Annotated in this window: 13 protein-coding genes, 1 pseudogene and 1 riboswitch; of the genes and pseudogenes, 10 read left to right on the forward strand and 4 right to left on the reverse strand. The window is 61.9% G+C overall.

Going from position 1 to position 18351, the window contains the following annotated elements; all coding sequences use genetic code 11:
* Window positions 1-37 precede the first annotated feature (37 nt).
* The 3 genes from IDH44_RS09230 to IDH44_RS09240 are packed head-to-tail and all read right to left on the reverse strand — an operon-like array spanning window position 38 to window position 2754.
* Entirely contained in the window at window positions 38-1411 is a 1374-nt protein-coding gene (locus tag IDH44_RS09230) for a TrkH family potassium uptake protein (protein ID WP_397326760.1), read from the reverse strand.
* A gap of 19 nt (window positions 1412-1430) precedes the next feature.
* Window positions 1431-2090, reverse strand: a complete 660-nt coding sequence (locus tag IDH44_RS09235) for a potassium channel family protein (protein WP_190916919.1) — start codon at window positions 2088-2090, stop codon at window positions 1431-1433.
* A 4-nt stretch (window positions 2091-2094) separates the two neighbouring features.
* Entirely contained in the window at window positions 2095-2754 is a 660-nt protein-coding gene (locus IDH44_RS09240; RefSeq protein WP_190916921.1) for an adenine nucleotide alpha hydrolase family protein, read from the reverse strand.
* Window positions 2755-2867: 113 nt separating this feature from the next.
* Window positions 2868-3065: riboswitch (cyclic di-AMP (ydaO/yuaA leader) on the reverse strand.
* Between the two features lie 115 nt (window positions 3066-3180).
* Between IDH44_RS09240 and IDH44_RS09245 the strand changes: the two genes are divergently transcribed.
* The 3 genes from IDH44_RS09245 to IDH44_RS09255 all read left to right on the forward strand — a co-directional run bounded on the left by IDH44_RS09245 (window position 3181) and on the right by IDH44_RS09255 (window position 7798).
* Window positions 3181-4545 (forward strand): TrkH family potassium uptake protein, encoded by a 1365-nt coding sequence (locus tag IDH44_RS09245; RefSeq protein ID WP_190916923.1) that lies wholly within the window; start codon window positions 3181-3183, stop codon window positions 4543-4545.
* Window positions 4546-4732: 187 nt separating this feature from the next.
* A complete protein-coding gene (locus IDH44_RS09250; RefSeq protein WP_190916925.1) occupies window positions 4733-6106 on the forward strand; it encodes an MATE family efflux transporter in 1374 nt (457 codons plus the stop codon).
* Between the two features lie 111 nt (window positions 6107-6217).
* The gene (locus IDH44_RS09255; RefSeq protein WP_190916927.1) at window positions 6218-7798 is read left to right on the forward strand and encodes a histidine kinase N-terminal 7TM domain-containing diguanylate cyclase; all 1581 of its coding nucleotides are present in this window, start codon (window positions 6218-6220) and stop codon (window positions 7796-7798) included.
* Window positions 7799-7806: 8 nt separating this feature from the next.
* Here IDH44_RS09255 and IDH44_RS09260 read toward each other — a convergent pair.
* Window positions 7807-8139 (reverse strand): annotated as a pseudogene (locus tag IDH44_RS09260) (L,D-transpeptidase).
* Between the two features lie 248 nt (window positions 8140-8387).
* On the opposite strand from IDH44_RS09260, the gene IDH44_RS09265 reads away from it, so the two are divergent.
* From IDH44_RS09265 to IDH44_RS09295, 7 genes are all read left to right on the forward strand, one after another.
* Entirely contained in the window at window positions 8388-9827 is a 1440-nt protein-coding gene (locus IDH44_RS09265; protein ID WP_190916930.1) for a cytochrome ubiquinol oxidase subunit I, read from the forward strand.
* On the forward strand, window positions 9814-10827 hold the full coding sequence (gene cydB / locus IDH44_RS09270; RefSeq protein WP_190916932.1) for a cytochrome d ubiquinol oxidase subunit II: 1014 nt from the start codon (window positions 9814-9816) through the stop codon (window positions 10825-10827). Before IDH44_RS09265 ends, cydB begins: the two co-directional genes overlap by 14 nt.
* 2 nt (window positions 10828-10829) lie before the next feature.
* Window positions 10830-12716 (forward strand): thiol reductant ABC exporter subunit CydD, encoded by a 1887-nt coding sequence (cydD, locus tag IDH44_RS09275; protein ID WP_190916935.1) that lies wholly within the window; start codon window positions 10830-10832, stop codon window positions 12714-12716.
* A complete protein-coding gene (cydC, locus tag IDH44_RS09280; RefSeq protein ID WP_190916937.1) occupies window positions 12685-14502 on the forward strand; it encodes a thiol reductant ABC exporter subunit CydC in 1818 nt (605 codons plus the stop codon). Before cydD ends, cydC begins: the two co-directional genes overlap by 32 nt.
* A 290-nt stretch (window positions 14503-14792) precedes the next feature.
* Window positions 14793-15542, forward strand: a complete 750-nt coding sequence (locus IDH44_RS09285; protein ID WP_190916938.1) for a FadR/GntR family transcriptional regulator — start codon at window positions 14793-14795, stop codon at window positions 15540-15542.
* Window positions 15539-16741 (forward strand): M20 metallopeptidase family protein, encoded by a 1203-nt coding sequence (locus tag IDH44_RS09290; protein ID WP_190916940.1) that lies wholly within the window; start codon window positions 15539-15541, stop codon window positions 16739-16741. The genes IDH44_RS09285 and IDH44_RS09290 overlap by 4 nt, the downstream gene beginning before the upstream one ends.
* Complete coding sequence (locus IDH44_RS09295) at window positions 16738-18336, forward strand: ABC transporter substrate-binding protein (protein WP_190916942.1); 1599 nt, start codon at window positions 16738-16740, stop codon at window positions 18334-18336. The genes IDH44_RS09290 and IDH44_RS09295 overlap by 4 nt, the downstream gene beginning before the upstream one ends.
* The last annotated feature ends 15 nt before the right edge of the window (window positions 18337-18351 follow it).

The following is an 18351-nucleotide window of genomic DNA, read 5'->3' on the forward strand; positions in this document are numbered from 1 at the left end:
CAGCTAATGGAAGGGGCGTAACGGCTCATCCGATCCATTACCCGATCAGCACGTTGTCCTCGGGGTAGCCAATTTTGGACGTGCGTTTTTTTTGCGCCAGCGCAAAGGCGAGCGTCAGCGGGCCAAGCCGGCCAAGATACATCGCAAACGTGAGGATGACCTTGCCGGCGGGTGACAGGTCGCTCGTCAAGCCCATCGACAAGCCGGTCGTGCTGAACGCGGAGGTTGCTTCGAACAGCACCTCCAGGAAGTGCTCCTTGAGCATGCCTTCGGATACGGTCAGGAGCAGAGCCGTGACGAGTACGAAGGCAAGCGAGCTCATCGTGACCGCAAGCGCGCGCAAGACGGCCGCGCTGTCGACCCGGCGTCCGAAGGCATGCACTTGTCCGCCCCCGCGGAACGTCTGCAGTGTCGCCAGTACCAGCACGACGAACGTATTTATTTTGATGCCGCCTCCGGTTCCGCCGGAAGCCGCGCCGATGAACATCAGGATAATGATCAAAAACTGCGAGGTCTGCAGCATGCTTGCGATGTCAATCGTATTGAAGCCGGCGCTGCGCGGCGCCATGCCTTGAAACAGGGCGGCCATCATGCGCTCGCCAAAATTCAATCCGCCAAAGGTCGCCGGATTCCAGCTCTCAATGAGCAGCAAAAAGATGAAGCCGACAACGGATAGCACGCCGCTCGACAGCAGGACGATCTTGGAATGAAGGGAGAGCTTGCGCCACGAGCGCTTGCGGAACAACTCAAGCACGACAATATAGCCCAGGCCGCCGATGACAAACAACACAATGATCGTCAGATTCACGACAGGATCGCCGACATGCGGGGTGAGTGAATCGGACCAGAGGGCAAAGCCGGCATTATTGAACGCCGACACGGCGTGGAACAAGCCGTAGTAAAGCGCTTGTCCGGGGCCCATCTCATCCTGCCAACGCAGCGTCAGGATTGCCGTGGCCAGCAGCTCGAAGGAAAGCGCAATGACCACCATATAGATGGAAAGCTTAACCAATCCTTGTGCGGTCGACGACTGGGTCGTCTGCTGGATGATCAGGCGCTGCTTCAGTCCGATGCGCTTGCCGAGGACGATCGCGACGACGACGCCGAAGGTCATGAAGCCGAGTCCCCCGATCTGGATCAGCAGCATGATGACCACTTGGCCAAACGTCGAAAAAACGCTGCCGGTATCGACGACGATCAGACCGTTGACGCAGACGGCCGATGTGGCTGTGAACAACGCGTCCAGCAATCCGATCGACTTCCCGCTGGCGGAGGCCGCAGGGAGTGTGAGCAGCACTGCGCCGATCCAGATCAGGACAAAGAAGACGAACAGCACGAGCTGCGGCGGACTCGTGTTGTTTTTCAGGCGCTCGATGATTCGCTCCAGCAGCTCGCGCAGATCGGGACGCAAGCGTGTATGGTGTTCGCGGTTAGCGCTCAAAGTCTTCCTCCAGGTCTCGGATGTCGTCATTGCTGCCGATCATCAGCAAAATATCGCCCGTACGGATCGCATCCTCCGCTTTGGGCGAGACGTTCATTTGATCGCCGGTCTTGATGGCGATAATCGTGCAGCCATAATTGGCACGAATGTTCAGCTCCTGCAGACTCCGCCCGTTCATCGCTTCCGGCGCGTGAATCTCGACCAGATTGTAATCCGGCGAAAGCTCGATGTAATCGATCAGATTGTTGGAGCTGAGCTGGTGGCCGAGCCGGGTCGCCATATCGCGCTCGGGGTAGACCACGTAATCGGCGCCGACCTTGCGCAGCACACTGCCATGCCGCTGGTTGCGGGCTTTGGCGGTGACCTTGGGCACTCCGATCTCCTTGAGCAGCAGTGTCGCCAGGATGCTGGCTTGCATATCTTCGCCGATGGACACGACCGCATGCGTAAAATTACGGGCGCCAAGCTCGCGCAGGACGGCCTCGTCCGTGCAGTCGGCCTGAAGGGCATGGGTGGCAATCGCCGCCATGTCTTGGACGAGCTGCTCGTCCTTGTCGACGGCAAGCACCTCGTGTCCGTTTGCAATCAGAGTCTGCGTCAGGCTGGAGCCGAAGCGGCCGAGCCCGATGACGATGAATTGCTTTTTCATGGCCTCACGTCCTCTCGGCTGCCCAATCTGCCGGCGGATCGTCTACAATGCCCTGGTCGACATCGAGATAGCGTATGCCGTCCTTCGCAGCGACGCGCAGCACGCCATTGTCAAAGTCGGTATTGCGCTCGCGAAAAAACACGCCTTCGGCGATCTGTCTGGCCGCGCCTTCCGCTCCCGCAATCCGGAAGTTGCTCGCTTCGTGCACGACAAACACCGGCACCCCGTGCTCGTGCGAATCGTAGAGCTTGTCGTCCATCCGCTGCACGGCCACGACATGCAGATCGATATTGCCGATCTCGCCGAGCAGCTCGTTGATGAACGAGCCCTGCGTGATCTCCTGCCAGCGCGTCTGGCCGGATTGACCGATCACGATCTGCGTCGCGCCGCGCTTGCGCGCCACCTCGGCGATCGCCTCGGCGCGGTCTCGCGAGCCTGCGGGCTCGGAGAGGTAGTCCGCGCCCAGCTCGCTGCAGCAGGTCTGCCAGTGGCTGGCGAATCGCTCCATCTCAAAATCCAGCTCGCCGGACGCGCCCGGAACGACGTTCACGACATCTAGCGGACAGCCCATCATGCGCGCCAATTCGGCGCCGCGCCGAATCAACCGCTCGCCGTTGGGCCCATAATAGACGCATACCAGTAATTTTTCCTTGCTGTTTTTCATTGCGCATCTCCCATTCTGATCATATCCGGATTCCATGCAAAAGACCCGGCAGCAGAGAAATTCTGCCGCCGGGTCTCGAAGGTGCCGACACGGCACCATGCGCAACCGGAGGTTTCATCTCCCATGCACGCTGACGAGGTTAGCTGTCGGATTCGGACCTGAGAGTATCCGTCCTCTCCGGTAGGCGCGGAGAGGATACACCCCTAAAGCCTTGCGGCTTTTAAACGAAACTTGTCAAGCCGCCGTTGCTCGGCTTGTCGTCTCGGTTGGTTCCCCCGTTCCCCCTGATGGGGATTAAGCGATTTGCAATTATATTGATATCGCGAATAATATTACGCCACTTTGTTTTAAAAGTAAAGTGCGGAAAGAAGCTGGCAAAGCGGCGTTCAGGTGTGATATAACGTTAATGCAAAAGGAGATGATGGAATGGGGCCCAAGCAACTGCGGCGGCGTCTGCAAAAGCATAGTCTGACCTTTACCCCTTCACGCATTTTGTTGACGGGATTCGCGTTGCCGCTCTTGATCGGAGCGGTGCTGCTCGCGCTGCCGGCGGCAGCGGCCTCGGGCAGGCCGATCGCATTTGTCGACGCCGTGTTTACAGCGGCGTCCGCCGTCAGCGTGACGGGGCTGGTCGTATTGGATACGGGCTCTGACTTTACGCTGTTCGGTCAATTGGTCATCTTGTTTTTAATTCAACTCGGCGGCCTCGGCTTCATGACCTACGGGGTCGTGATCGCCGTATTGGTCGGGCGCAGGATCGGGCTCAAGGACCGCTTGCTGCTGCAGCAATCGACCGGCGCGCTCTCTACCCAGGGCGTGGTGCGGCTGTCGCTTGCCATAGCGTTTATCGCGCTGCTGATCGAGTCGGCCGGCGCGCTCGTATTGACGCTGCGCTGGTCAGGCGAGATGGGGCTCGGCCAGGCCGCCTACTACGGCGCCTTTCATGCGATCTCGGCCTTTAATAATGCCGGCTTTGCGCTATGGCCGGACAGCTTGACCGGCTATGCCGGCGATCCGGTCGTCAATGTTGTCATTTGCGGGCTGTTTATTGCGGGGGGGCTTGGCTTCCTCGTCATTCTGGAACTTTGGCGAAGCAGGAGCTGGCGCAAGCTTTCGCTTCATGCCAGAGTCGTGCTGGCGACGAGCGGGCTACTTTGCTGCGCCGGCTTTGCGGGCATCCTCCTGATCGAAGTGTTCAATCCCGAGACTTTGGGCGGGATGAGCTGGAATGATCGGCTTTGGACCGCCTTTTTTCAGGGCGTCGTGACACGTACTGCCGGCTTCAACAGCATCGACGTCGCCTCGATGATGACCGCGTCCCAGTTTTTTATGATCTTCTTGATGTTCATCGGCGCATCGTCCGGCTCCACAGGAGGCGGGATCAAGACGACGACATTTGCCGTTCTCGTCGCCACGCTTCGCGCCACGATACGGGGCCGCTCCGACGTGCAGCTGATGAATAGAAGACTGCCCGTCAGCATGATCATGCGGGCGCTGGCCGTGACGGTCGTGTCCCTCGGAATCGTACTGACGTCCGCTTTTTTACTGACCATTACCGAGCACAGCCAGCAAAAGGATTTCATGGAAGTGCTTTTTGAAGCGACCTCGGCCTTCGGTACCGTGGGCATGTCGATGGGCCTGACCGCCGATTTGTCGCCTGTCGGCAAATGGATTGTGATTTTGACGATGTATATCGGACGTCTCGGGCCGCTCACGCTAGCTTTCGCGCTTTACCGCCATCAAGTGGACGCAAAGTTCAGGCTGCCTGAAGAAAAGGTCATGATCGGATAAATTCATTTAATGAGGTTAATGATTGTCGGCATTAATTTGATTTATTTTAGCATCACTGCGGATTTTCTACACGTTTCGACATTAATAGTTAATAGCATTAAATTATGAGTCCTTGCAAGGAACAAGCCGGCTTGAAGCGGTTGCTTGCATGTTAGCGTATAGAAGTGTTTAAGTAGGAGGAGAGCGGATGCACCACGAAACGACATGGAAGGGGAAGCTCGCGCTGCTGCTGAAGCTGGCTTGGCCGATCGCCGTAACGCAGGTTAGCCTGATCGGCATGAATTTGGTCGACACGATCATGACCGGCCGCGTCGGCACGAACGATCTGGCCGGCGTCGCGATCGGCAGCGGTCTTTGGACCCCGATCTTCACTGGGGTGGGGGGCGTGCTGATGGCCGTATCGCCGATTGTGGCGCAGCAGATCGGCGCCGGTCGGACCGGCCTGATCGGCCGTACCGTGAACCAGGCGATTTACGTAGCCGTTGCGCTGGCGCTATTGGTCATCGGATGCGGCGCAGTTGCATTGGGGCCGCTGCTCGCTGCAATGGGCGTCGACCCTGCCGTCGAATCGATTGCCTTTCATTATTTGGTCGGACTGGCTGTCGGCATTGTGCCGCTTTTTGCCGCCAATGTGCTGCGTTATTTTTTCGATGCGCACGGACATACGCACTTGACGATGTTCATTATGCTGAGCGCGATTCCGATGAATGTGCTGCTCAATTACGGACTGATCTTCGGCCATTTCGGCTTGCCGGCGCTCGGCGGCGTCGGAGCCGGATATGCCACCGGCATCACCTACTGGCTGGTGCTGGCGCTTAGCGTGGCTGTGACCTTCCGCTTCAAGGCAATACGCGGCTATGCGGCGCTTGCGCAGTGGACTGTCCCGTCTTGGAAGGAGTGGCGGGCGCTGTTGACCGTGGGTCTGCCGATCGGCTTGTCGATTTTTTTTGAGACCGGTATTTTTTCTGTCGTGACGCTGATGATGGGTATGATGTTCACGACCGAGACGGTGGCGGCGCATCAAGTCGCACTCAACTTTACGTCGCTGATCTTCATGGTGCCGCTCAGTATGGCGATGGCTCTGACCATCGTCGTCGGCTATTCGGTAGGCGCGGCCAGAGAGGCGGCCGCACGGCAATACGCCTTGCTCGGCGTGCTCGGCTGTGTCGCTTTTCTGGCCGTGAGCGCGGCCGGCCTTTATGTACTCCGCGTGCCGATCGCACGGATGTACTCGCCGGATCCGGACGTGGTTGGGCTTGCGGCATCGTTTTTGACCATTGCCATTGTGTATCAATTGTCCGATGCCGCCCAGGTATCTCTGCAAGGTGTGCTGCGGGGATACAAGGACGTGCGTGTGCCGTTCGTGATCGCGCTGGTTGCGTATTGGGTAATTGGTTTCCCGGCAGGTTATGCGCTGGCGGCATATACCGCATGGGGGCCGAGAGGCTTTTGGATCGGCATTACGATCGGGCTGACCTTCGCCGCGATCGGGTTTTTGATTCGACTGCGACGGGTGCAGCGCGGGAGCCTGTCCAAGCGAACGCCTGCTTCCGCGCGCTGACTCTTCCTGCGTTAGCCAGCTTATGATACGATACTGTCATGGCGCGCCGTCATTTAGCATGCTTCACGCGGTTGGCGACGCCGTTTCACACACGAGCTAAAGAGGGGATTTATGCAACCTTCATTGACAATGCTGATTACACTGGTCACCACTTCAGGCGTGATGATGATCTTTTTGTTTATGTATGCGCTGCTGCAGCGCAATGAACTGCCGGGCGCCCGCATTTTCATCCCATATACCGCGGTCCAGGCCATTTACATTTTCGCCGTTTCTTTCGAAATGACCAGCGATACGCTGGATCAAATCAAATTTTGGGGCGTGATCGAATACATTGGCATTGCCGGGGCGCCGGCACTTGGCTTGCTGCTGGTCATGCGTTACATCGGCAAAACGATTACGCCGCGTTTGGTCGTCATTTTACTGATTATTCCGGTGATTACACTATTCATGGTCGCGACCAACGATTGGCATCATTTATTTTACAAAGACATTTATTGGCGTCCGGATTCGCCGTTCCCGACCGTGGACATCGTCATCGGGGAATGGTATATCGTGCATGGCGCGTATACGTTCGGCAGTATGTTCGCGGCAGCGGTGCTGCTGATCAGGCGTTGGCCGCGCACGCACAAGCGGCATCGTCTGCAACTGGCGACGTTTATCGTCGGACAAATGATACCGATCACCGCCGCTTTTGTGTACTTGATGGGCATCACCCCTTACGGCATGGACCCGGTCCCGATGGTGCTGTCGATCTCCTCGGCGTTGTACATCTGGGTGCTATTCTCCACGCGCATGCTGACCATCGTGCCGATCGCCAAGGAGCACCTGTTCGAGAGCATGCGCGAAGGCGTCATTGTACTGAGCCCGGAGCGTAAGCTCGTGGACTTCAACGGCGCGGTGAGCCGCATGCTGCCGGGTCTGTCTACCGACATGCTCGGCTTGACGCTCGACGAAGCGTGGCAACAATTGACGGGCGTCGTTTTCCCGGTGCGCGGCTTGCGCGACGGCGAGCAGAAGGAGCTGCCATGGGTGGCGGACGGTCGCAATTGCTGCTATCAGGTCCGCTCCTCTCTCATTCGGGGCAAGGACGGCGAACCGGTCGGCAGTCTGTTAATGTTTATTGACGTCACGGAGCAGCGTCTGCTGCAAGAGCAGCTTCACCAGTTGGCCTACTACGACGGTATGACGAATTTGCTGAATCGCATGCATTTTATCCACATCGCCCGCGAGCTGCTGCAAGATTGCTGGCAACGCGGCCGCCCGCTCGCGCTGATTTTGTTCGACATTGATCACTTCAAGTCCATTAACGACAAGTACGGCCATGAGACTGGCGACTCCGCCATCGTGCATGTCGTGACGATCGCCCGCCAGTTGCTCCCGCCCGGGCTGCCGTTCGCGCGCTTCGGGGGCGAGGAATTCGTCATTGCCTTGCCCGATTGCACGGTATACGCGGCCGAGGAGGAGGCGGAGCGCATACGGGCTGCGCTGGAGGCGGACCCGCTGCAGTCCTCCGAAGGTCCGATCGTTGCGACCGCCAGCTTTGGCGTGACCGAGTCGCGGCTCGAATCGGCAGAGCTGACGGAGTTGCTGCGCGAGGCGGACGAAGCGCTCTATGCAGCGAAGCGGGGCGGGCGCAATCAAGTGCGAAGCTATATGTCGAACGGCAAGGAACGCCAGTCCGGCAACGGATGAGCGGTACGTCACGGACGGATCGTCACACGGGTGCCGATCGGCACGAGCGCGGCGAGCTCCAGCACGTCCGCAGTGTACATGCGGATGCAGCCGTGCGAGACGGCTCGCCCGATCGATGCAGGCTCGTTTGTGCCGTGAATGCCGTAGTGCGGCTACGACAATCCGATCCAAAAGACGCCGAACGGGCCGCCCGGATTCGGCTCTTTGTTGATGATGGTGAATTCCCCGGTCGGCGTGCGAGTCAGCATTTTGCCGATGGCGACGGGGAAGGCGCGCACGACGAGGTCTCCGTCGAGCAGATACAAGGTGCGTTCGGACAAGTCGACGATGATTCGGTATATGCATAGGAGGGGACTTTGTGTTATTTTTCACAAAGTTGTCAACGAAACGCCATTTGAATTTCACGAACTGCGGGGCGAGCGGATATGCGCGGTCTTCGGAAGGCGATATAATAAGAGCATATCGAAACCGAGCCCGCGGCCAATAAATATTGTGAATACTTTCACGTTTTATTGTGATTAATTTCACAATAATAAGTGAAATCATTCACAACTAATTGAGCGGGCACAGGACAGAGAGGGTGGACGCGATGGATGTACTGGATTTGGCTAGGCTGCAATTTGCGACGACTACAATTTTTCACTTTGTATTCGTGCCGATTTCAATCGGCTTGTCGCTGCTCGTGGCCATTATGGAGACGTTGTATGTGACGCGCAAGGACGAGATGTACAAGCGAATGGCCAAGTTTTGGGGGACCTTTTTGATCATCAACTTTGCCGTCGGCATCGTCACGGGCATTTTGCAGGAATTTCAATTCGGAATGAACTGGTCCGATTTTTCGCGGTTTGTAGGCGATGTATTCGGCGCGCCGCTGGCGATTGAAGCGCTGCTCGCCTTTTTCCTGGAATCGACCTTCATCGGGCTCTGGGTGTTCGGCTGGGAGCGCCTGCCGAAAAAAGTCCACCTGGCCTGCATGTGGCTCGTCGCGATCGGGACGATGCTCTCGGCGCTCTGGATTCTGGCCGCCAATTCGTTCATGCAACGGCCGGTCGGCTATGCGATCGTCGACGGCCGCGCCCAGATGACCGATCTGGGCGCGCTGCTCACGAACGGCCAACTACTGTGGGAGTTTCCGCATACGCTGGCTGCCGCAATTGCGACGGGCGCCTTCCTCGTCACCGGCATCAGCGCCTGGAAGCTGCTGCAGCTGCAGCGCGGCAAAGCGCATACGGACGCCCATGCGGATAAGCCGCTGTTCGTCTCGTCGCTGCGCATCGGACTGGTGACGGCGCTGATCGCTTCGGCAGCAATCGCCCAGTTCGGGCATGGGCAGGCCCAGTATCTCGTCGACACGCAGCCGATGAAGATGGCGGCCAGCGAGGGCCTGTGGGAGCGCAGCGAGGACCCGGCGCCATGGACGATCATCGCGGGGATCGATCCCGAGCTTCAGGCCAACGCTTATGAGCTGAAGGTGCCCTACTTGCTCAGCTTTCTCAGCTACAGCCGGTTCTCCGGATCGGTGCCGGGCATGAAGGAGCTGCAGGCCGAATACGAGACCGTCTACGGCCCCGGCGATTATATCCCGCCCGTGCGCACGACGTTCTGGAGCTTCCGCATCATGGTCGGCTGCGGCAGCGCGATGATCGTGCTCGGCCTGTACGGCGTCTATCTGATGCTGCGCAGACGGCTGGCGGAGGGGAACCGGCGCTTCCTGCTGCTGCTCGTGCCGGCGATCGCCTTGCCTTTCGTCGCCAATACGGCGGGCTGGATCATGACCGAGATCGGCCGCCAGCCGTGGACGGTCTTCGGCTTGCTGACGACGAGCGATTCCGTATCGCCGAGCGTGAGCGCCGGCGAGGTCTGGTTCACTCTGCTCGCGTTTACCGGCATCTATACCATTCTGCTGGGCGTGCAGGCGTACCTGTTCGTTCGCGTGGCGCGCCAAGGGCCGGCCCCGGAGGCGCCGGAAGCGCCTGCGGCGATTGATCCGTATGAATCGAAAGGAGGCGACGGCCTTGTCGCTGAATGAGCTGTGGTTTGTGTTGATTGCCGTATTGTTTACCGGATTTTTCTTCCTGGAGGGCTTCGACTTCGGCGTGGGAATGGCGACGAGGCTGCTGGCGAAAAGCGACACCGACAGGCGCATTATGCTCAATACGATCGGTCCGTTCTGGGATGCCAACGAGGTGTGGCTGATCACGGCGGCCGGAGCGATGCTCGCTGCGTTCCCGCATTGGTATGCGACGATGTTCAGCGGCTACTATCTGCTGTTCGCGCTCGTGCTGCTGGCCTTGATCGGCCGCGGCGTCGCGTTCGAATTCCGCAGCAAGCTGGAGGCCCCCCGCTGGCGGCGAATCTGGGACGGCGCGATCCTCATCGGCAGCACGGCTCCGCCGCTGCTGCTGGGCATGGCGCTGGCCGGGGCCGCCGCCGGCGTGCCGATCGGCGCGGATATGGAGATGGCCGCCGGGTGGAGCGATATCGTCAACGTCTATACGGTGCTGGGCGGCCTCACGCTCACCGGGCTCTGTCTGCTGCACGGCCTGCACTTCCTGGCGCTGCGCACCACCGGCGAGCTGCGCGAGCGTTCGCGCCGCATGGCGCTGCGCTGGATGCCGTGGCAGGGCGCGCTGCTGGCGGCGTTCGCCGTCGCCACGTGGCTGTCCACCGACCTGTTCGAGCGGCGCGGGCTGTGGCTCGGGCTGGTGCTCGCGCTCGGCGCGGCTGCCTATGCGCTGGCTGCCTATTGGAACCGGGGCGGCCGCGAGGGACTCGCCTTCGCCATGAGCGGCGCGACGATCGCGCTCGGCTGCGTAGCACTGTTCGCCGGCCTCTTCCCGCGCGTGATGGTCAGCTCGCTTGATGCGGCGTACGACTTGACGATCTACAATGCCGCCTCCGGCAGCTATACCTTGACCGCGATGACAATCGTCGCCGCCTGCCTGCTGCCGTTCGTGCTGGGCTACCAAGCCTGGAGCTATGTCGTCTTTCACAAGCGGCTGCGCCCCGGCGATCATCTGGAGTACTGATCATGGACCGGGCATGGCTGGAGCTGCCGGGCTTCCGCGGTCTGCTGCTGCGGCTGGGGCTGCTGACGACACTGCAGGCCGGAGCGGTCATGCTGCAGGCGCTCGGGCTGGCCGCGGCGGTCGCGACGTTGTTCCATGGCGGTACAGGCGCCGAGGCCGCCTTAGGGCTGGCATTGTTCGGCGGGGGGTGGTGCGTCCGCCATACCTTGATCTGGCTGGAGCGGCGCACCGCTGACCGCTTCGCCGAGCGGACGGCAGAGGCGCTGCGGGTCCGGTTGACGGAGACCTTCTTCCACATGGGCCCGGTCGCCGCCGCCCGAGAGGGCAGCGGCCGGCTGGTGACGCTGGCGATGGACGGGATCGACCGTGTGCGCGTCTATCTGGAGCTGGCGATCCCGCGCGTCATCGGCATGGCGGTGGGGACGACGCTGCTGATCGCGGCCGTCGCATGGCTCGATGCGGTATCCGCGCTCATTTTGGCCGTCTCGCTGCCGGTGCTGATCGCTTTCTTTATACTCATGGGACTGGCGGCCAGACGTCAGGCAGACCGCCAGTGGCAATCGCATCGGCTGCTAGCGCATCATTTCACAGACGCGCTGCGCGGCCTGCGCACCTTGCGCGAGCTCGGCCGCAGCCGCGCCCACGGCCGGACGGTGGAGGCGGTCAGCGAGCAGCACCGGGGAGCGACGATGCGGCTGCTGAGGGTCGCTTTTCTTTCTTCCTTTACGCTCGATTTTTTCAGCATGCTGGCAGTTGCGTTTGTAGCCGTCGGATTGGGACTGCGCTTGATCGACGGCGCGATCGGGCTCGAGCGCGCGCTGGCGGTGCTGGTCCTGGCGCCGGAGGTGTTCGTACCGGTGCGGATGCTGGGGACCGACTATCACGCTTCGCTGGACGGCAAGGAGGCCTGGGCCGACGCGAGGCGCATATTGGACGAACGACGGCGGCCGGGAGGCGGCGCATCCGACCAGGACGGCCGCCCCGGCGTGCCGCTCTCAGACGAACGGGAGGGGGAGACGCCTGCGTCCGCATCGCCTGTAGGCGCAGACGCCTGCGGCGTCCGCGCCCGCTCCCCGATCCGGCCGTTCGTCGTGCCGCCGGCCCGCGTCGACCGCGGCGTCCTCCCCGATCTGCCTTCGCTGCACGACGTCGGCGTCGACGGCGAGGACGGGCCGCGACTGACGGGCATTCGGGCCGAGCTGCCGCCGCAGGCGCTGCGGATCGGGATCGTCGGCGCGAGCGGATCCGGCAAGTCGACGCTGCTGGATGTGCTGAGCGGCTTCGTCCGCCCGGATCGCGGCGAGCTGCGTCTCGATGGCCGGACGCCGGGGATCAGCGAGGTGGAGAGCTGGCAGCGTCGGATCGCTTACATTCCCCAGCAGCCCTATCTGTTCGCCCGTACGCTCGCGGACAATGTCCGCTTCTATGCGCCCGAGGCACAGGACGAGGAGGTGCGGGCGGCGATCGAAGCGGCCAACCTGGGGCCGCTGCTGCGTCAGCTGCCGGACGGACTGGAGGCGCGGATCGGGGAGGGCGGCCGCGCGCTCAGCGGCGGTCAGGCTCAGCGCGTCGCGCTCGCGCGGGCGCTGGTCGGAGGCCGCTCCACCGTGCTGCTTGACGAGCCGACCGCTCATCTGGATATCGAGACCGAGTGGGAGCTGAAGGCGACCATCCTGCAGGCGCTGCACGGCAAGCGGATGTTCATCGCCACGCATCGCCTGCACTGGATGGCGGACATGGACTGGGTCTGGGTGATGGAGCGGGGCCGGCTGGTCGAGGCCGGCACCCCTGCGCAGCTGCTGGAGCGGCGTGGGCGATATTACAGCATGCTGACGAATCGGGAGGAGGAAGGCCGCGATGACATTCACATCGACAGGCAGGCGCGGTAGCGGCCGGGCGGCGAGCCAGACCCGCGCCGCCCGGCGCGGCAGCACCGCCAAGCTGGCGCTGGCAGCGCTGCTCGGACTGGGCGCGCTGCTCTGCGCGGCCGCGCTGCTCTATACCTCCGGACATCTGATCTCCAGCTCGGCGCTGCGCCCGGAGAATGTGCTCATGGTCTATGTGCCGATCGTGCTGGTACGGACGTTCGGCTTTGGCAAGGCGGTGATGCAATACCTCGAGCGGTTGGCCGGGCACAGCGCGGCGCTGCGCGTGCTCTCGTCGCTGCGCGGCCGCTTGTACCGTCTGGTGGAGCCGCTCGCTGCGCGACCGCGCAGTCGGGTGCGGACCGGCGACATGCTCGGCTTGATGGCCGAGGATATCGAGCGCGTGCAGCAGCTGCTGCTGCGCTTCGCTCTGCCCGCGTTGATTGCGGCTGCGGCGTATACGGTCGGGATTGCAGCCATCGGCCGCCTGGACCCCGGATTTGCGGTGTTCATGGCATGCTATGCCGGCTATCTGCTGCTGGGCGCGCCGGCGCTCGCGCTGCTCGGCGGGAGGGAGCGGCGCAGACGGGCCAGACAGGCCAGGCGGCGCGCGTATACCGAATTGACGGATGCGGTGTTCGGGATGCAGGATTGGATGCTGAGCGGCCGCACGCGCGAATGGTTGGCGCGCTTCGCCGAGCAGCGGCGACATGCGGCGGCATTGGAGGGCGGCTTGCGCCGCCGGGCCTGGCGGATGCACTGGCTGTCGCAGTGCCTGAGCGGCGTGGCGATCATCCTGCTCAGCCTCTGGGCCGGCGGACTAGCGCAGCAGGGCGCCATCGGGCCGACCTGGATCGCAGCGATCGCGCTGGCAGGCATGCCGCTGCTGGAGGCGCTGATTCGCAGCGGCGACGCTACGGCGCGTGTGACCGACGATGCCGCGGCATTGCGCAGGCTGCGCGATACGGAGCTGGAGGGCGAGCGTCTGGCTGCCGACGATGCGCGCAGCGCTGCAGAGGCAGCCGCAGCGGATGCGGCGCTGGCCGGGCACGAGGTCGACGGGCATGCGGCCGGGCACCCCTGCGAGCTGCGGCTCGAGCGCGTGTGCTATCGCTACCCGGGCGAGACGGGCGATACGCTGCGAGACCTCGAGCTGCATGCGCCGCCAGGCAAGCGCATCGCCGTGCTCGGGCGCAGCGGGGCCGGCAAATCGACGCTGCTCAGCCTGCTGCAGGGAGAGCTGGCCCCGACTGCCGGACGAGCGCTGCTCGGCGGACATCCCCTCTGGGCGGGCGCTGACAGCCAGGCGCACTGTGCAGTGCTCGGGCAGCAGCCGCACCTGTTCGATACGACGCTGGCTGCCAACATTCGGATCGGCCGGCCGGAGGCCGACGATGCCGCGGTGATGCGCGCGGTACGCCTCGCCGGTCTGGAGCCGCTGGTCGAATCGCTGCCGATGGGGCTGCGCACGCGGGTGCTGGAGGGCGGGCGCCGCTTCTCCGGAGGAGAGCGGCAGCGGATTGCGCTCGCTCGCGTGATCCTGCTCGACCGCCCGATCGTGCTGCTCGACGAGCCTGCCGTGGGGCTGGACCCGCGGACGGAGCAGGCGCTGCTGCGGACCCTGCTGCAGGCGCTGGAGGGGCGGACGCTGATCTGGGTGACGCACCACCTGACCGGTATGGAGGCGATGGATGAGATCGTCTTTATCGACGAGGGTGCGATCACGCTGCGCGGCACGCATCGCCAATTGCTGCAATCCAGCGCGCATTATCGCCGGCTCTATCGGCTGGATCGACCTGCGGCCGGTTGACGCGCCGTGCCGCCGCCCGACATCTTCGTTCGCTTCCGGCCGAGCCGGAGCGCGAGTTGCACCTGTGCAATTTGGCGCGTTCGTTTGAGCAACTTCAGACGAACGCGCTTTTTTCTTACGTTTTTATCTAGTATGTGTAAGGTAACATGACATAGAAAGCGCTATCCATAAAAAAGAAGTGTGATTTATGTTGACACGTTTCGACAAAGTCGGTATAGTGAGCATATGGTTCAAAGGTATAAGGTTTAGACCTTAAATCTTAGTAACGGACTTTTAAAGGGGTGAAAGGAATGCCACAGCTTTTCCCGCTGCAATTCGAGCAAGTCAGCTCTAAAAAAGTGAGCGATTTTATATTGGAGCAATTGGAAGAAGCCATCATTCTCAAAGAGCTGATGTCCGAGGAGCAGTTGCCGACCGAGCGCGAGCTGGCGGAAATCTTCAACGCCAGCCGGCTCGCCGTGCGAGAAGCGCTGGCCCATCTGGAGCAGAAGGGACTTGTGGAAAAAAGACTCGGCGCCAAAGGCGGGACGTTCGTGCTGCCGGTCACGATGCATGCCCATCGCCGGACGCGCGAGGAGATTAAGAGCGACTGGCACGACATGGTCGAGCTGTCCGAATTCCGGCTCATTATCGAACCGGAGGCCGCCTATTATGCCGCGAAGCGAATCGCTCCCGAGCAACTGCGCGAGCTCGAGGGCTATCTGGACAAGAGCATGGCGGACGATTGTTCGCGCGAGCTGTTCCGCGCACTGGACGTCAAGTTCCATCTGCTGATTGCCAAGGCGTCCGGCAACTCGCACATTGAACGGTCGGTCCGTCGCATTCGGACGCGCATCAACCGCGCGCTCGATTTGATGCCGTATAACCCGGACGTCCGGGTCGTCAACGTCGACCATCACCGCAAGCTTTTCGAGGCGCTCGCAGGTCGGCAAGCGCAGCAGTCTTACGACATCATGAAGGCGCATATCGGGCAATCGCTGGAGGCCATTCACGCCCGCGTATTCACCGAGAGCGACAGCGAAGGAGGAACACCCGTTTGACAGTTGAGCACCTATTGGAGCAGGCCAAGCGCCTCGCGCCCCAGCTCGTCCGGTGGCGGCGCGATCTGCACCGCCACCCGGAGATCGGATTCGAGGAAGTGCGGACGGCGAACGTCGTCGCGGAGCATCTGCACGGGCTCGGCCTGCAGGTCGCCGAGGGCATCGGCCGCACCGGTGTCGTCGGACTGCTGGAGGGGACGAGCCCCGGTCCGACCATCGCGCTGCGCGCCGACATGGACGCCCTTCCGATCCAGGACGCCAAAAGCGTCGACTACGGCTCCGGCGTGGCGGGCAAGGCGCATCTATGCGGCCACGACGCCCACACGACGATGCTGATGGGCGCGGCACAGCTGCTCCGGGATATGGGGCCGCCGGCGCGCGGCAACATCAAATTCATCTTTCAGCCGGCGGAAGAGGGGCTGGCAGGAGCGGCCGCAATGATCGCAGACGGCGTGCTGGATCGCCCCCGAGTCGACGCCATTGTCGGGCTCCACGTCTATCCCGGCTTGCGCACCGGATCGTTCGCGATGGTCAAGGGCGTCGCTCATGCGTCCGTCGACGACTTCGTCATCCGGATTCACGGCCAAGGCGGGCACGCGGCGCGACCGCATGAAGCGATCGATGCGATCGCGGTAGCCGGCCAGGTCATCACCGGCCTGCAGCAGGTGGTGAGCCGGATGATCGATCCGCTCGAGACGGCTGTGCTCACCATCGGCAAGATCTCGGGCGGATACATGGGCTCTTCGATCGCACCGGAGGTGGTGCTCCACGGCACGGTGCGCACGCTGGCGCCGCATGTCCGGGAGCGGATGCCGCAGCTCGTCGAGCGCGCGCTCGATCATCTTACCGCGGCCTTCGGCGCTTCGCACACGCTGGATTACCATCACAATTATCCCGTCGTGACCAATGACGGCGCGATGATCGATCTGATGGCCCGCGCGACCGAGCGGCTCGTCGGCGGCAAGCCGTGGAGCGCGATGACCCCGTCCACCGGGGGCGAGGATTTCGCCTTCTACACGGAGCGCATCCCGGGCGCGTTCATTCGGCTCGGCACGAGCAGCGGCTCGGCCGAGACGTCGTACCCGCTGCATCATCCGATGTTCGATCTCGACGAGCAGGCGCTGCCGATCGGCAGCGCGCTGCTCGCGACGGCCGCGCTCGAATACCTCAATCCAAAAAAGGGAGATGACACGCAATGAAGCACAATCGACTGGTAAAAGGATCTGTCCTGCTGCTTGCCCTGCTGCTCGTGCTCGCAGGCTGCGGCAATGCTGCAAACGACACCAACAACGAGGGCAACACGAATTCCAATGCAAATGCCAACGCCGGGCAAAATGACGGCGCCGCACAAGAAGGACAGGAGCGTGTGCTGACGATCGCCAATCCGGCGGACATTCAGAGCTTTGACTTCCATAACAACAATACGACGGTCAGCGAATCGGTGCTCGTCAACATGTACGACTATCTGATTCAGCGGGGTGCCGACATGGAGCTCGAGCCGAATCTGGCGACCTCATGGGAGCGCGTCGACGATACGACGTGGGCATTCGAGCTGCGCGACGACGTCACCTTCCACAATGGCGATCCCTTCACCGCAGCCGACGTCAAGTACACGCTGGAGCGGATTGCTACCGATGAGGCGCTGAAGCAGCATTCCCTGTACAATAACATCGAAGAAGTGACCATCATCGACGATACCCACGTCGAGATTCATACGATCAATCCCGATCCGATCCTGCTGAATCGCTTGTCGCGAATGGGCGCGGGCATGCTGCCCTCGAAGTATATCGAAGAGAACGGCATCGACGCCTTCCTGGCGGCGCCGGTCGGCACGGGGCCGTACAAGTACGGCAGCTGGGCCAAGGACGACCGCGTAGAGCTGGTCAAAAACGACGATTATTTCGGCGGCGAGCCGCAATGGGACAAGGTCGTGTTCCGCGCGATCCCGGAGACGTCGACCCGCGTATCCGAGCTGCTGACCGGCGGGGTCGATATTATCGCCAACGTCCCGTCCACGGACATCCCGCGGATCGACCTGAGCGAAGGCACCTCGATCGTCAGCTCGCCGATCCAGCGCGTGCTGCAGGTCATCCTGCGTCACACTGAAGGTTCTCCGACGGCAGATCCGAAGGTGCGCGAAGCGCTCGATCTGGCCATTGACAAGCAAGGCATTGTCGACAGCATCGCCGGCGGCGCAGGCACCGTGACCCGCACATCGGTGACGCCCGGTAACTTCGGAGCCGACCCGAGTCTGTACGAGCAGACCCTCTACGATGCCGACCGCGCCAAGCAGCTGATGGAGGAAGCCGGCTACAGCGCAGACAATCCGGCCGTCGTCAGCCTGTCCGCACAGTCGCAATACAAGGAATACGCCGAGGTCGTCGCGGCGATGCTGACGGACGCTTACTTCGAAGTCAATCTGGAAATCCTGGAATCGAGCGCCTTCAGCGAGAAGCTCAGCTCCCGGACCTTCGGCGACCTCTTCATGATCGGCATCGGCAACTCGCTGTTCGATGCGTCGAACAACTACAATCGCTTCACCGTCGAGCGCAATACGGGCGAGACGGATTACGACAATTCGCGCGTCGAGGAGCTGCTGCAGGACGCGCTGCAGAACATGGACGAGGCTTCGCGTACCGAGCAGTATCAGGAGGTCCAGCAAATATTCGCGGAGGAGCGTCCGGCCGTCTACCTGTTCCAGATGGAAGGCATCTACGGCAAGCGCGACGCGGTAAACTTCGACCCGCGCATCGATGAAATGTTCTACGCGGAGGAGATTACCTCCGCGGAATAAGCAGGGAGGGCTGCG

The organism is Paenibacillus sabuli (genome assembly GCF_014705605.1).
GTDB classification, from domain to species: domain Bacteria; phylum Bacillota; class Bacilli; order Paenibacillales; family Paenibacillaceae; genus Paenibacillus_D; species Paenibacillus_D sabuli.

Excerpts from the sequence above, each read along its gene's own strand:
- IDH44_RS09235 (WP_190916919.1), bottom strand. The coding sequence starts at position 2,090 with ATGAAAAAGCAATTCATCGTCATCGGGCTCGGCCGCTTCGGCTCCAGC.
- IDH44_RS09240 (WP_190916921.1), bottom strand. The coding sequence starts at position 2,754 with ATGAAAAACAGCAAGGAAAAATTACTGGTATGCGTCTATTATGGGCCC.
- IDH44_RS09245 (WP_190916923.1), top strand. The coding sequence starts at position 3,181 with ATGGGGCCCAAGCAACTGCGGCGGCGTCTGCAAAAGCATAGTCTGACC.
- IDH44_RS09250 (WP_190916925.1), top strand. The coding sequence starts at position 4,733 with ATGCACCACGAAACGACATGGAAGGGGAAGCTCGCGCTGCTGCTGAAG.
- IDH44_RS09255 (WP_190916927.1), top strand. The coding sequence starts at position 6,218 with ATGCAACCTTCATTGACAATGCTGATTACACTGGTCACCACTTCAGGC.
- IDH44_RS09265 (WP_190916930.1), top strand. The coding sequence starts at position 8,388 with ATGGATGTACTGGATTTGGCTAGGCTGCAATTTGCGACGACTACAATT.
- cydD (WP_190916935.1), top strand. The coding sequence starts at position 10,830 with ATGGACCGGGCATGGCTGGAGCTGCCGGGCTTCCGCGGTCTGCTGCTG.
- cydC (WP_190916937.1), top strand. The coding sequence starts at position 12,685 with ATGACATTCACATCGACAGGCAGGCGCGGTAGCGGCCGGGCGGCGAGC.
- IDH44_RS09285 (WP_190916938.1), top strand. The coding sequence starts at position 14,793 with ATGCCACAGCTTTTCCCGCTGCAATTCGAGCAAGTCAGCTCTAAAAAA.
- IDH44_RS09295 (WP_190916942.1), top strand. The coding sequence starts at position 16,738 with ATGAAGCACAATCGACTGGTAAAAGGATCTGTCCTGCTGCTTGCCCTG.